The following is a 13,069-nucleotide window of genomic DNA, read 5'->3' as shown; positions in this document are numbered from 1 at the left end:
CGAGGGCTTCGCCGCCCAGGCCCACGGCCTGCGCCGCTACGACTCCCGGCCGCAGTTGCCGAGCGTGAAGACCGAAACCCTTGTGCTCGTGGGCGCCGAAGACACGCTGACGCCGGTGTCCCAATCTATCGAGATGGCGACCTTGATGCCCAATGCGCGCCTGCAGGTGCTGCCACGGGGCAGTCACGGCATGGCCATCGAATACACGACCGACACCGTGGCGGCGATCCGCGCCTTCCTGGAGGCTTGAGCAGTATGAAGTTCCATTGGTTCGCAGAGGCGACCTATCCCCACCTACCGAAGAACTTCCCGGACATGGGAGTCTCGAGCTGGGTGACGCCGCCCCATAGCCTCGGCGATCCGCGGAAGCTGGGCGAGATGTACAAGATGTTCATCCGCCTGATGCAGCAGGCCGACCGCGACGGCTTCGACGGTCTGGCGGTCAACGAGCACCATCAGACACCGTTCGCCTGCACCCCCTCCCCCAACCTCCTGGCCGCCAGCCTGGCCGGGACCACCGAGAATGCGGCGATCCTGATCATCGGCGACTCCCTGGCGCTCTATAACCCGCCCACGCGGGTCGCCGAGGAGATGGCCTACATGGACTGCCTCTCGGGCGGGCGGCTGATCGCCGGCTTCGTGTTCGGCACACCGATGGACTCGGTGTTCGCCTATGGCATTCCGCCCGTGGAGCTCCGCGACCGCTTCCACGAGGCCCGCAAGCTGATCCTGAAGGCCTGGAGCGAGCCCGAGCCCTTCGCCTTCAACGGCAAGTACACCAAGCTGCGCTACGTCAACACTTGGCCGCGTCCGGTCCAGAAGCGACCGCCGATCTGGGTGCCGGGCTCCGGCAGCCTGGAGACCTGGGACCTCGTGATCGACGAGGACTACTGCTACGGCCACCTCTCGTTCTCGGGGCTGCACTCTGCGAAGCCTATGGTGCAGGCCTACTGGGACTACGTGGAGAAGCGCGGCGGCAACATGAACCCGCACCGCATGGCCTTCACTCAGCTGGTGTGCTGCAGCGAGACCGACGCCGAGGCCGAGGCCAAGTACTACGACGCCGTCCGCTACTTCTACCGCAACAATACCCTCGACCCCGGCTTCACCGCCCCGCCCGGCTATACCTCGGTGCGCTCGGCCCAGGAGATGGCCAAGCGCATGACTTCGGGCGGCGGCCTCTCGCCGGAGGACCGGGCGCGCGCCCAGAAGGGCGAGATGTCCTTCTGGGAATACGATGAGAAGGGCTACATCATCGCCGGCAGCCCGCAACGGGTGCGCCAGCGGATCCGCGAGCTGGCGACCGACCTTCGCATCGGCCAGCTGATCGCCTGCCTGCACATGGGCGACCTTTCCGAGGAGCAGGCCAGCGAGAACACCCGCCTGTTCGGCACGCAGGTCATCCCGCACCTGCGCGACCTGTGGGCCGACCAACCCGACCATTGGACGCCCGAGGTCAGCCAGCAGCGCATCGCCGCCGCCTCGGCCCGCCGCCTGGAGCCCGCCCAATGAAGGCCGCCCGCGAAACCTCCGGTGCGTTCGATATCCGTCTGTGGTCCGGCGGCTCGGGCGGGACGCCCGTCCTTTACCTCCACGGCTTCGAGCAGCACCCCGGCGCCGCGCCATTCCTGCAGCGTCTGGCGGAGCGGCATCCGGTGCGCGCACCGGAACATCCGGGCTATGGCTCGTCGTCGGGGTTCGAGCACATCGACGACATCTTCGACGTCACCCTGCACTATCGCCGGCTCATCGAGAGCTGGAACCTGGGCCCGGTGGATGTGGTCGGCCACAGCCTGGGCGGCATGTTCGCCGCCGAGCTGGCCGCCGTGGCCCCGCACCTGGTGCGTCGGCTGGTCCTGGTCAGCCCCTACGGCCTTTGGCTCGACGAAGCCCCGATGCCCGACCCCTTCGTCATGACGCCGCCGGTCCTGGCCGCCGCCAAGTGGGCCGATCCGGCCCGCGCGAGCGACGAGACCTCCGCCTTCGACGCGGCCGAGGGCGACTCGGCGGCGACCTTCCGCGCCCTGAACCTCGCCGCAGCCACCAAGTTCCTGTGGCCGATCCCCGACCGTGGCTTGCAGCGGCGGCTGCAGTACGTCACCGCCCCAACCCTGGTCCTGCGCGGCGAGGCCGACGGGCTGTTCCCGGCGGCCTACCTGAACGCCTGGACCTCCGCCGTCGCCGGCGCGAAGTCCCTCACCATCCCTGGGGCCGGAAACCTGCCCATGGTCGAAGCCGAAGATTCGTTCATCACTGCCGTGGAAGGATTCCTGTCATGAGGCTTGCGGACAAGGTCGCGCTGGTTACCGGCGCTGCGTCGGGCATCGGCGAGGCGAGCGCGCGCACCTACGCCCGCGAGGGGGCCAAGGTGGTGGTCGCCGACGTCAACGCCGAAGGCGGTGAGCGCGTCGCCGAAGAGATCCGGCGCGCCAACGGCGCGGCGGAATTCGTCCACGTCGACGTCCTTGATACGGGCAGCATCGAGCGGATGATCGCCTTTGCCATCGAGAAGTACGGCCGGCTCGACATCCTGCACAACAACGCGCAGGTCACCTCTGGCGGTCGCATCGGCGACCTGACCCTGGACGCCTGGCGTCGCGGCATCGAGGGCGGCCTGACGTCCTACTGGTACGCTTCCAAGCTGGCGGTGGAGCAGTTCCTGAAGCAGGGCGGCGGTACGATCCTCAACACCGCTTCGGTGTCGGGCCTGGCCGGCGACTTCGGACTGGGGACCTACAACCCCACGAAGGCGGCGGTGGTGAACATGTCTCGCGTCTTCGCCATCGAGTACGCGCGCAAGAACATCCGCTGCAACGCGCTGTGCCCCGGCCCCATCGGCACGCCGCCGCTGGCCGCCATGGCGGAGCGGGCCCCGACGGTGATCGACCCGATCAAGGAGGCGATCCCCACCGGCCGCCTCGGCACGCCGCAGGAAATGGCCAACGTCGCCCTCTTCCTGGTCTCCGATGAGGCGTCGTTCGTGACGGGTGCGGCCTATGTGGCCGACGGCGGTCTCTACGCCCACTCCGGCATGCCCAGCCTGACGGGCATCACGGCGGGCGGCTGGTAAGACCGGGTCCGGCGCGCTCAAGGCGCGCCGGATGCCTCGGCTCTAGCTCGGCATCGCGAAGGGTTCGAACGCGCGCTGGGCGAAGCGCCAGCCCTCGGCCGTGCGCCGGTAGCGGTCGCGGTAGATGCCGACGGCGACGGGGGTGACCGATCCGGCGGCGGCGCCGGGAGCCTTCACATAGGCAGCCACATAGGCCGTCGCCGACGCCTCGGTCTCGCTCGCCACGTCGAGGCGGAAGTTGGTGGTGACGTGCATGCTGCCCGGGGTGCTGCTCGGTGCGGCGCCGCCGCCGATGGCGCCCTGGATGGCCTTGCGGCCCTTGTGAACCTGGCCGAAGAGGTGCAGCTCGCCGTCCTCGGCGAACAGCTTCGCCCAGTCTTCCATCTGCCCGTGGTCGGCGAAGTGGGCGTAGTCCAGCACCAGGCGTTCGCAGGCGTCGGCGATGTCGCGGCGCACCGCAGGCGATAGATCCAGGGTCGTGCTCAAAGTCTCATCCTCCCGTGACGTTCGTTGCACGATCGCGAGGGCGATCGCGGTGATTTATAACGCGATATAAAGTCGGGAAACGGGTCGCGCGCAAGCCACGTGATCCGCGGCCGACCGGCCGCGAGGTTCGCCCTGCGTCAGCGCGCGCCTGTGTTACGGCTGCGGCCAAAGCTTCGGAAAGGACTCCGCCATGAAGATCGACTCCTCCGTCTCCGCCGTGATCACCGGCGGCGCCTCCGGCTTGGGCCGGGCCACCGCCGAAGCGCTGATCGCCCTGGGCGCCAAGGTCGCGCTGTTCGACAAGAACCCGGAGGTCGGCCAGGCCACCGCCGCCGAGATCGGCGCGCTGTTCTGCGAAGTGGACGTGATGGACGACGCCTCGGTCGACGCCGGCTTCGCCAAGGCCCGCGCCGCCCACGGCCAGGAGCGCATCCTGGTCAACTGCGCCGGCGGCGGCCGCGGCGGCAAGACCATCGGCCGCGACAAGCAGACCGGTGAGGTCATCCAGTTCAAGGCGTCGGACTTCGAGTGGGTGCTGGCGCTCAACACCGTGGGCACCTTCCGCTGTATCGTGAAGAGCGCGGCCGGCATGACCACCCTGGAGCCCAACGAGGACGGCGAGCGCGGCGCCATCGTCAACACCGGCTCGGTGGCCGCGGAGGAGGGCCAGGTCGGCCAGGTCGCCTACGCGGCGGCCAAGGCGGCGATCAAGGGCATGACCATCGTCATCGCCCGCGACCTCTCCAACGAGGGCATCCGGATCAACACCATCCTGCCCGGGATCATGGACACCCCGATGCTGGGCGGGCTGAAGACCCGTGCGCCGGCGGTGTTCGACGGCCTGTCGAAGTCGGTCCCCTTCCCGCGCCGGCTCGGCAATGCGTCGGAGTACGCCGACCTGGCGCTGACCATGCTGCGCAACGGCTACCTGAACGGCGAGACCGTGCGCCTGGACGGCGCCATCCGCATGGCGCCGCGCTAGGAACCCGACCATGGCCGACGCCTACGCCGCGCTTCCGCCCATCGCCGACGGGGGCGCGGCCGTGATCACCGGCGGGGCCAGCGGCATCGGCCTGGCCGCCGCCCGGCGCTTCGCCGCGCTCGGCCTGCCGGTTGTCCTGGCCGACCTGTCCGGCGAACGGCTGCGGGCGGCGGAAACGTCGATTCGCGAGGCCGGCGGGCGCGTGGCCGCGGTCCCGACCGACGTCGCCAAGCCCAAGGACCTGGAGCGTCTGCGGGACAAGGCGCTGGGCGAGTTCGGCCACGTCAGCGTGCTGATGCTGAACGCCGGCATCGGCCTCAACCCCGGCGGCGCGTGGAAGAACCCGGAAGCGTGGGAGACCCTGCTGGGCGTCAACATGTGGGGCGTGATCCACGGCGCCCAGGCGCTGCTGCCCGGCATGGTCGAGGGCGGCCGCCCCGGCTGGGTGATCGTCACCGGCTCCAAGCAGGGCATCACCACCCCGCCGGGCAACGCCGCCTACAACGTCTCCAAGGCCGCGCTGAAGGCCTACACAGAGGCGCTGCAGCACGAGTTGCGCAACACCGAGGGCTGCCAGGTCAGCGCCCACCTGCTGGTGCCGGGCTTCACCTTCACCGGCATCACCGCCGGGCGCATCACCGAGAAGCCGCCGGCGGCCTGGACCGCCGAGCAGGTGGTCGAGTTCATGCTGCAGAGCCTCGCCCGCGGCGACTTCTACATCCTCTGCCCCGACAACGACGTGAGCCGCGCCACCGACGAGAAGCGGATGGCCTGGGCGATCGGCGACGTGATCGAAAACCGCCCCGCCCTCTCCCGCTGGCATCCCGACTGGAAGGCCGCCTTCGAGGCCTACATGGCGGGCAAGGGCTGACCGGGGCCTTAGTGCTGGCCGCCGTCGACCCGCACGATGGCGCCCGTGGTGAAGGACGACATCGGGCTGGCCAGGAACAGCGCGGCGGTGACGATCTCTTCCGGCCGGCCCGGGCGGCCCAGGGCGTTGTTCGACGTTTCGCGCGCCTCCGGCGTCCAGGCCTTGGCGATGTCGGTGAGGAAGGGGCCGGCCGAGATCGTATTGACCCGCACCTTCGGCCCGTACTCGTGGGCCAGCGACACGGTCATGGCGTTCAGCGCCGCCTTGGCGCCGGAATAGGGGACCACCCGGGGCAGGGGGACCAGCGCGCCGCTCGACGAGGTGTTGATGATCACCCCGCCATCGCCCTGGCTCATGCGGTGCGCCACTTCGGAGGCCAGTCGGAACGGACCCTTGAAGTTCAGGCTCAGCACGCTGTCGAACAGCGCCTCGGTGACCTCGTGGCTGGGTACGGCGGGCGACATGCCGGCGTTGTTCACCAGGATGTCGATGCGGCCGAACTCGGCGTAGGCCGTCTCGATGAGGCGGTCGATGTCCGCCCACTTGCCGGCGTGGACGGAGACCGCGAGCGCGCGGCGGCCCATCGCGCGCACCTCCTCGGCGGCGGCCTCGCAGGCCTCCAGCTTGCGGCTGGCGATGATGATGTCCGCACCGGCCTTGGCGAAGGCCCGCACCATCTGCAAGCCCAGGCCGCGGCTGCCGCCGGTGATCAGCGCCACCTTGCCCGTCAGGTCGAACAGTTCGTTGCTCATCGCGCCCTCGCTCGTCCGGGCGCTCACGGCCCTCGGGCCCCGTCTTGTCCGGGCTGACGCTCCGTCAGTCCACGCGCATCTTGGCGAGGTAGCTGAGGACCAGGGCCGTGCCCCCGGCGGCGAGCACCACCGGCGTCATCGCATGGAACACCTCTCCGGCGCCGTAACCCGCCTGGCGCAGTTCGCCCGCGATCAGTGGCCCGCCGATGGACCCCAGGCGGCCGACCGCCACCGCGGCCCCCGTCCCGGCCGCCCGCACGTGCGACGGATAGAGCGTCGGCGCCAGCGCATAGAGCGAGTACTGCGCGCCCAGGACCAGGAAGCCGGCCGCGCCGGACAGCAGGATGATCGGGTTCACTCCGGCCGCGCGGCCGAGGCCGTACATGGTCAGCGCGAGCAGCGCGTAGGTCAGGGTCAGCGGCCAGCGGAACCCCATCCGGTCGACCACGAACCCGAGCGACAGCGCGCCTGCGATGCTGACGAGGTTGAACGCCAGCGAGGCGCTCGCCCCGTCGGCCGGTCCGAACCCCTTGGCGATCACCAGGGTCGGGAGCCAGTTCAGCATCAGGTAGAGGACCACCAGGGTCAGCATGAACACGGCCCACAGCAGCAGCGTCCCCGCCGCCCGGCCCTGGCCGAACAGCGCGTTCAGCGTGCCCCGGTTCACGCCGGCGGCCGGCTCCGGCCGCGTCTCGGGCAGCAGGAAAACCAGGATCGGGGTCAGGACCAGCGGCAGGGCGCCGCCGATGAGGAAGATGGTCTGCCAGTCCAACTCCGGCCCGGCGAGCCGGGAGAGCAGCGCCACGCTCGCGCCACCGGCCGGCATGCCGCAGAAGATGGTGGTGACCGTGGCCGCGCGGCGATGGGCCGGCGCGATCTCGGTGGCGATGGCGATCAGATTGGGCATCGCCCCGCCGAAGCCCAGGCCGGTCGCCAACCGGGCCAGCAACAGGGTCTCGTAGGTCTGGGTGAATGCGGTGACGACCGAGAATAGGCCGAACAGGGCCACGGACGCCACGAGCACCGGCTTGCGGCCGATGCGGTCGGCGATCCACCCGCCGGCGAAGGCGCCGATCACCAGGCCGACCATGGCCGCGCTGGCCGCCCAGCCCTGCTGGCCGGGGTCGAGGCCGAACGCCGGGATCAGGCTCGGCGCCGCGACCCCAAATGCCTGGATGTCATAGCCCTCGAGGGCGGCGATCAGGAAGCAGAGCAGGACGACCCGCCCCGCCCCCGCCCGGCCGGTGGCCTTCGGTTGCAAGCGCTATCCTCCGGCCCGCCCGCCCGCCGAGGCGGACGGGGGAGCGCGGTGAGCTCTAGGCCGCGATGCCCAGCTTGAGGCGCCGCTCCGCAACCTGCTCGGCTTGGCGCATGATGTTCTGCACCAGCTCCTTGCAGGTCGGGATGTCGTGGATCAGGCCCTGGCTCTGGCCGACGGTCCAGATGCCGCCGTCCGTGTCGCCCTCGCCCAGCACGTTGGCGCGACCCCGCGACCCGGCCACCAGGTGGCGCACGTCCTCGATGGTCTTCGTCGGATCCTGCTGGATCGCCACCACCTCCTCCGAGACGGCGTTGCGCGCGACGCGGCTGGTGTTGCGCAGGGTGCGGTTGGTCAGCAGCGTGTCGCGCTCGGTGTTCTCGACGATCTTGCGCTTCACGTTCTCGTGGATGGCGCACTCCTTCGTGGCCATGAAGCGGGTGCCCATGTTCACGCCTTCGGCGCCCAGCATCAGCGCCGCCATCAGGCTGCGCCCGTCAGCCATACCGCCCGAGGCGATGACCGGGATATCGCCCACCGCGTCCACCGTGGCCGGCAGCAGCACGATCAGGCCGATGTCGTCTTCGCCCGGGTGGCCGGCGCATTCGAAGCCGTCGATCGAGATCACGTCGACCCCGTGCTTCACGGCCGAGACCGAGTGACGGACGGAGGTGCACTTGTGGATGACCTTGACCCCGTTGGCCTTGAAGTCGGGCAGGTGGTCGGTAGGCGCGCGTCCGGCGGTCTCGACGATCTTGATGCCGCTCTCGATGATCGCGCGGCGGTACTCGTCATACGGGATCGGGTTCAGCGACGGCAGCAGCGTCAGGTTCACGCCGAACGGCTTGTCGGTCAGGTCGCGGCACTTCTTGATCTCCGCGAACAGCTCCTCGGCCGACTGGGAGTGGTGGGCGGTGATGAAGCCGAGCGCGCCGGCGTTGGCGACGGCGGCGACCAGCGGCGCGTAGCCCACGCCGGTCATGCCGCCCATCACCAGCGGTGTCTCGACCCCGAACATCTCGGTGAGGCGGGTTTTGATCATGACGTCCCTCTATCCCTTGGGTGTTGCCGTCATCGGACGGCATTTTCGCGAACTTGCAAAGCCTGACGCCGCGGCGCCAACCGCGGCGCGGCGTGAATTCATGACCGGCCTAGCCGGGGTACATCGCCGCGGCCACGGCGCGCGCCTCGTTCTGGTCGGCAGGCAGGATGTAACCGGCCTTTACCGCCTTCGCCAGGGCCGCGTCGAACGCCTTCAGATAGTCCGCCTTGCCGCCCGGATACAGCCGCTGAAGCGTCGCCGCGTCATAGGCCTCGGTGGTGCCGAACAGGAAGGCGAACCCGCTGCCCGAATTGCCGAAACCGGAGAGCTTCGCCGTGGGGGCATCGACCCACGGGGTGCGAATGCCCCCCTTGGTGTTGCCGTTGGCGTCGAGGACCAGCGTCGGCGGCGCGCTTGCGGCCCCCGGCGTCGTCTCTACCCGTGGCGCGCTCGGCGGCGCCTTGCCCGTACGCACCCAGGTCTCCAGGTGGGCGAGGGCCGCCTGGGCGACGTAGTGATGCTGGGGCCCGGAATTCATCGGCTTGGCGAGCCGCCCCACGACGGTCGTGGCGGTCGGCTTCCACAGGTCCGCCAGCTTCTCGATCGGGGCCTGCCCGGAGTCGTTGGCCGCGACCTGGAGCATGTAGGTGTCGGCGTGCGCGGCGCCGGGGATCTGCCAGACCCGCAGCTTGGCGTCGTCCGGTTGCTCGGCCGTCCACCAGCCGCCCTGGCTGGTGATGTCGGTCTCGGCGAGCACGGCCATCACGGGCGCGCGTCGGTCGGGGCGGAACCGGACGCCCTGGGCCTGCTGCATCGGGCCTCGCGCCGCATCCACGCTCGGCGCGCCGCCGAACCGCGAGTGGACGAAGAACCCGTCGTAGACCTTGTCCAGCGGGTCGATCGCATTGACGTAGGTGGTCATGAAGATCGCCGACTGGGATTCGCCCAGCGCCAGCATGCGCTTGACCTTCAGCGGGCCGAGGACGGCGCCGCCGCGCACCACGCGGCCGGCCTGCGAGTAGATATCGAACGCAAACGCGTCGCCCGGATGGCTGAGCCCGGAGTAGCGTTCAGGCTTCATCTTCTTCAGGCCGGCGCCGGGGCCCGCCATGCTCTGACCGCCCTCGATGCCCACCTTCTGCACCGACACGCCGACATAGGCGTAGCCGGACCGCATCAGCTCGCGGTGCGTGTACGACCAGTCCGGGCTGATGTCCTGGCCGGGGGTTACGTTCAGCCATTCGACCGCGGCGGTCCCGTTGAACCGCTTCGGATCGGCGGGACGCACCACCACGAGACGGGTGACGTAGGGCGACGTGCCCGCCGCCGCCGCCTGCCACTTGCCGTCCGGGCCCTGAGGACCCACCGGCTTGTAGGAGGTCGCGTCACCAGCCAGGAAGTACTCCTCGACCACGAAGCCGAGCGCCTTCAGGTCGAACGAGGCCAGGGCCAGTGTCGGCTCGCCGGCCACGGCCGTGACCTTCGGCGGCGCTGCGATCGCAGCGCCGGCAAGGCCGATGGCCAGGGCGGCGCCAGCCGCCAGCCGCCATAGGTTGTGCATCGCACCCATCGTCGTTCTCCTATCGCCCGCCTTGCCCGTCATCCACGCGGATCGAGGTCCCCGTGACCGCGTCCGAGGCGGGCGAGCACAGGTAGAGCAGCGTCGAATCGAGCTGCGCGGGGTCGCCGATCCGCTTGCGCGGCGTGGTCGCCGAGAAGTCGCCGATCCGCGCCAGCATGCCGTCCATCATCTCCGAGGCGAAGGCGCCGGGCGCGATGGCGTTGACGTTGATGTGGTTGCGGGCCCACTCCACGGCGAGGGTCTCGGTCATCCGGACCACGGCCGACTTGCTCACCGAATAGAGCGCCGCGCCGTTGCCGCCGTAGGAATAGGCGGCCGACGAGGCGATGTTGACGATGCGGCCGGGCTTGTCCGCCGCCAGCAGCCGCCGGGCCACCTCGCAGGACAGGATCCAGGGCGCGCGCACGTTGATGTCCAGCACCCGGTCGATCAGTTCGATCGACATCTTGTGCGCCCGCTGGGCGTCGGGGATGCCGGCGTTGTTGACCAGGATGGTGACCAGCCCCAGCGCCTTCTCGGCCTTCTCCACCGCGCCGATCAACTGGTCGGCGTCGGTGGCGTCCATCTCGATGGCCACCGCCTGGCCCCCCGCCGCCTTGATCTCGGCGGCCAGCGCCTCCAGGCGGTCCAGCCGCCGCGCCGCGAGCGCCACCTTGGCGCCGGACGCGGCCAGCACCTTGGCGAAGCGCAGGCCCAGGCCCGACGAGGCCCCGGTGACCAGGGCGGTCTGCCCCGAAAGGTCCACCGAGAAGTTGGGCAGCGGGTAGTCGGTCATCTGAGGTCTCCAGCCGAGCGTTGCCTTCGGTCTGAGCGGGTGACGCCACGCGAGTCCAGCGCTTCGTTCAGCGTCTACGGCCGGGCCGCCTTGGCCTGTTCGGCGGCCTTGTCCTTGTTGGCCTGGCTGATGACGTAGTGGAAGATATTCTCCGACTCCTCGCGGCCGATGATGCCGCGGAAGGCCGCCATGCCACGGCTGGCGCGCGAGCCGTCCATCACCACCGTGTTCCAGTCGGAGATGCTGCGCAACGTCGTGGAATACCGCACGTCGGGGATGGACTTGTCGGCCGCGGCGTTCGGCCCGTGGCAGCCGGCGCAGACGCGGGCGTAGGAGCCCTGGCCGTCGATCACCTGCTCGTTGGTCCCGGTGAACAGCGGCGGGTCCAGCTTGGTGGTGATGGTGGAGGGGCCGCTGGTCGCCGCCGTCGGCAGGCTCGCGGTCCCGCCCAGCTTGTAGACCAGGAGGCGCGAGTTGTTGGCGCTCAGGGGATTGGTCCTCACCTGGCCCTTCGGCAGGCCGCGCGCGCCCACCAGCACCGCCACGTACTGCTGTCCGGCGATCGTGTAGGTCGATGGCGCGGCCACCACATTGGCCTGGGTCGGGGCCGACCACAGCTTTGCCCCCGTGCGCGCGTCATAGGCCGCGAACTCGCCGCTCCAGTTGCCGTTGAAGACGATGTCGCTGGCGGTGACCATGGTCCCGGCCGGGCCAAAGTCCTTCTGGTCGACCCGCCAGACCTCCTTGCCGGCTGCCGGGTCCCAGGCCTGCAGATAGCTCTTCACATTGCCCCGCGGCGGCGCGCCAGGCGCTTCGTAGAGCTTGGTGATCTCGGCGGAGCCCGAGATCGTGCCGGTGTTGTAGGTGCGCGCGTTGACCTTGAACTTGTCGGCCGCCAGCTGCTGGAACCCGGTGTTGTTCTCCGTGACCGGCAGGTACACCAGCCCCGTCCGCGGGCTGTAGGACATGGGGTGCCAGTTGTGGGCTCCCAGCGGGGCGGGATAGACCAGCGAGGCCTTGTCGACGGTGTAGCGCGCGGCGGGGTTCTCCACCGGCCGGCCGGTCTTCAGGTCGATCTTCGTGGCCCAGTTGGCGGGCGCAAACTGTTCCGCGGAGATCAGCTTCCCGGTCCTGGCGTCCCAGACATAGAAGAAGCCGATCTTCGGCGCCTGCATCAGCACGTGGCGCACGCGGCCGCCGATCTTCAGGTCGGCGATCATCAAGGGGTTGGTGACGTCGTAGTCCCAGGCGTCGCTGGGCACGAGCTGATGATGCCAGACGTACCTGCCGGTGTCGGCGTTCACCGCGATCACCGAGGCGGTGAACAGGTTGTCCCCGCCGCCGGGGCTGCGGATGTCGGGCGCCCAGGAGAGCCCGTTGCCGGTGCCGAAGAAGACCAGGTTGGTCCTGGGATCGTAGACGATGGAGTCCCAAGCCGTGGCCCCGCCGCCGAATTTCCAGAACGGCCCGTTCCAGGTCTTGCGCGCCGCCTCCAGCTCCGGCGTGGTCGGCTTCCCGGGCTCGTCGGGCACCGTGTAGAAGCGCCACGCCTGCTTGCCCGTCTCGGCCTCGTAGGCGGTGACGTAGCCGCGGCAAGTGTACTCCGCTCCCGCGTTGCCGATCACCACCATGCCCTTCACCATCCGCGGGACCTGGGTGATCGTGTAGGGCTGGGTCGGGTCCGTGGTCTGCACGCTCCACACGACCTTGCCGGTGCGTCCGTCCAGGGCGATCAGCCGGCCGTCCAGGGCGCCCAGGTAGATCTTCCCTTTCCAGGCGGCGACGCCACGGTTGACCACGTCGCAGCAAGCCACTTGGCCCACGGCGCGGTCCACCTGGGGGTCGTACTCCCACAGCTTCTCGCCGGTCGCGGCGTCATAGGCCTTCACCATCGACCATGCGGTGGTGATGTAGAGCACGCCGTCCACCACCACCGGCGTCGACTCCTGACCGCGCTCGGTGTCCACGTCGCCGTACCAGACCAGGCCGAGGCGGCCGACATTGTCTCTGTTGATGCCGGTCAGCGGGCTGTAGCGCTGCTCGTCGTAGGTGCGGCCGGAGGACATCCAGGTCCCCGGCTCCTGGTCGGCGGCGAGCTGGCGAGCGGTATCCACGGCGGCGGCTCCGCGCACCTGGGGCCCGCCCGCGGCCGTCGCCGCCAGGGCCGCAGCGGCAATCAGCATGGTCGCGGCGCCCGCGACCCAGGACCTGTGCATTCGCTTCCCCCGAACCCGGCTGTCGTATGGCGGCC

General features: G+C 69.8%; 13 protein-coding genes. 6 read left to right on the top strand and 7 right to left on the bottom strand.

What is annotated here, in order from left to right; translation table 11 throughout:
- From QZV94_RS06010 to QZV94_RS05995, 4 genes are all read left to right on the top strand, one after another.
- A partial coding sequence (locus QZV94_RS06010; RefSeq protein WP_293676902.1) for an alpha/beta hydrolase occupies positions 1 to 250 on the top strand: 250 nt, incomplete at its 5' end.
- Positions 251 to 255: 5 nt separating this feature from the next.
- The gene (locus QZV94_RS06005; RefSeq protein WP_293676901.1) at positions 256 to 1,512 is read left to right on the top strand and encodes an LLM class flavin-dependent oxidoreductase; all 1,257 of its coding nucleotides are present in this window, start codon (positions 256 to 258) and stop codon (positions 1,510 to 1,512) included.
- On the top strand, positions 1,509 to 2,279 hold the full coding sequence (locus QZV94_RS06000) for an alpha/beta hydrolase (RefSeq protein ID WP_293676900.1): 771 nt from the start codon (positions 1,509 to 1,511) through the stop codon (positions 2,277 to 2,279). The genes QZV94_RS06005 and QZV94_RS06000 overlap by 4 nt, the downstream gene beginning before the upstream one ends.
- Entirely contained in the window at positions 2,276 to 3,070 is a 795-nt protein-coding gene (locus QZV94_RS05995; protein WP_293676899.1) for an SDR family NAD(P)-dependent oxidoreductase, read from the top strand. The genes QZV94_RS06000 and QZV94_RS05995 overlap by 4 nt, the downstream gene beginning before the upstream one ends.
- Positions 3,071 to 3,112: 42 nt before the next feature.
- Here QZV94_RS05995 and QZV94_RS05990 read toward each other — a convergent pair whose 3' ends face one another.
- Entirely contained in the window at positions 3,113 to 3,556 is a 444-nt protein-coding gene (locus QZV94_RS05990) for a nuclear transport factor 2 family protein (RefSeq protein ID WP_293676898.1), read from the bottom strand.
- Positions 3,557 to 3,746: 190 nt separating this feature from the next.
- Between QZV94_RS05990 and QZV94_RS05985 the strand changes: the two genes are divergently transcribed.
- A complete protein-coding gene (locus tag QZV94_RS05985) occupies positions 3,747 to 4,538 on the top strand; it encodes an SDR family NAD(P)-dependent oxidoreductase (RefSeq protein ID WP_293676897.1) in 792 nt (263 codons plus the stop codon).
- A 10-nt stretch (positions 4,539 to 4,548) separates the two neighbouring features.
- Positions 4,549 to 5,409: an SDR family oxidoreductase gene (locus QZV94_RS05980; protein ID WP_293676896.1), complete on the top strand. Its 861-nt coding sequence runs from the start codon at positions 4,549 to 4,551 to the stop codon at positions 5,407 to 5,409.
- An 8-nt stretch (positions 5,410 to 5,417) separates the two neighbouring features.
- Here the strand turns inward: QZV94_RS05980 and QZV94_RS05975 are convergent, their stop codons facing one another.
- The 6 genes from QZV94_RS05975 to QZV94_RS05950 form a co-directional block, all read right to left on the bottom strand.
- Positions 5,418 to 6,161, bottom strand: a complete 744-nt coding sequence (locus QZV94_RS05975) for an SDR family NAD(P)-dependent oxidoreductase (protein WP_293676895.1) — start codon at positions 6,159 to 6,161, stop codon at positions 5,418 to 5,420.
- Between the two features lie 64 nt (positions 6,162 to 6,225).
- Complete coding sequence (locus tag QZV94_RS05970; protein ID WP_293676894.1) at positions 6,226 to 7,422, bottom strand: MFS transporter; 1,197 nt, start codon at positions 7,420 to 7,422, stop codon at positions 6,226 to 6,228.
- A 55-nt stretch (positions 7,423 to 7,477) separates the two neighbouring features.
- Positions 7,478 to 8,461 (bottom strand): nitronate monooxygenase family protein, encoded by a 984-nt coding sequence (locus QZV94_RS05965; protein WP_293676893.1) that lies wholly within the window; start codon positions 8,459 to 8,461, stop codon positions 7,478 to 7,480.
- 109 nt (positions 8,462 to 8,570) lie between these two features.
- Positions 8,571 to 10,031, bottom strand: coding sequence for an alpha/beta hydrolase domain-containing protein (locus QZV94_RS05960; RefSeq protein ID WP_293676892.1), 1,461 nt, complete (start codon positions 10,029 to 10,031; stop codon positions 8,571 to 8,573).
- A 10-nt stretch (positions 10,032 to 10,041) separates the two neighbouring features.
- Complete coding sequence (locus tag QZV94_RS05955) at positions 10,042 to 10,818, bottom strand: SDR family NAD(P)-dependent oxidoreductase (RefSeq protein WP_293676891.1); 777 nt, start codon at positions 10,816 to 10,818, stop codon at positions 10,042 to 10,044.
- Between the two features lie 74 nt (positions 10,819 to 10,892).
- Positions 10,893 to 13,034, bottom strand: coding sequence for a PQQ-dependent dehydrogenase, methanol/ethanol family (locus QZV94_RS05950; protein WP_293676890.1), 2,142 nt, complete (start codon positions 13,032 to 13,034; stop codon positions 10,893 to 10,895).
- Positions 13,035 to 13,069: the final 35 nt, after the last annotated feature.

The sequence above is a fragment of the uncultured Phenylobacterium sp. genome (assembly GCF_902826855.1).
Taxonomy (GTDB): domain Bacteria; phylum Pseudomonadota; class Alphaproteobacteria; order Caulobacterales; family Caulobacteraceae; genus Phenylobacterium.
Note: the sequence above shows the minus strand (reverse complement) of the source record. Positions and strands in the feature narration are given on the sequence as shown.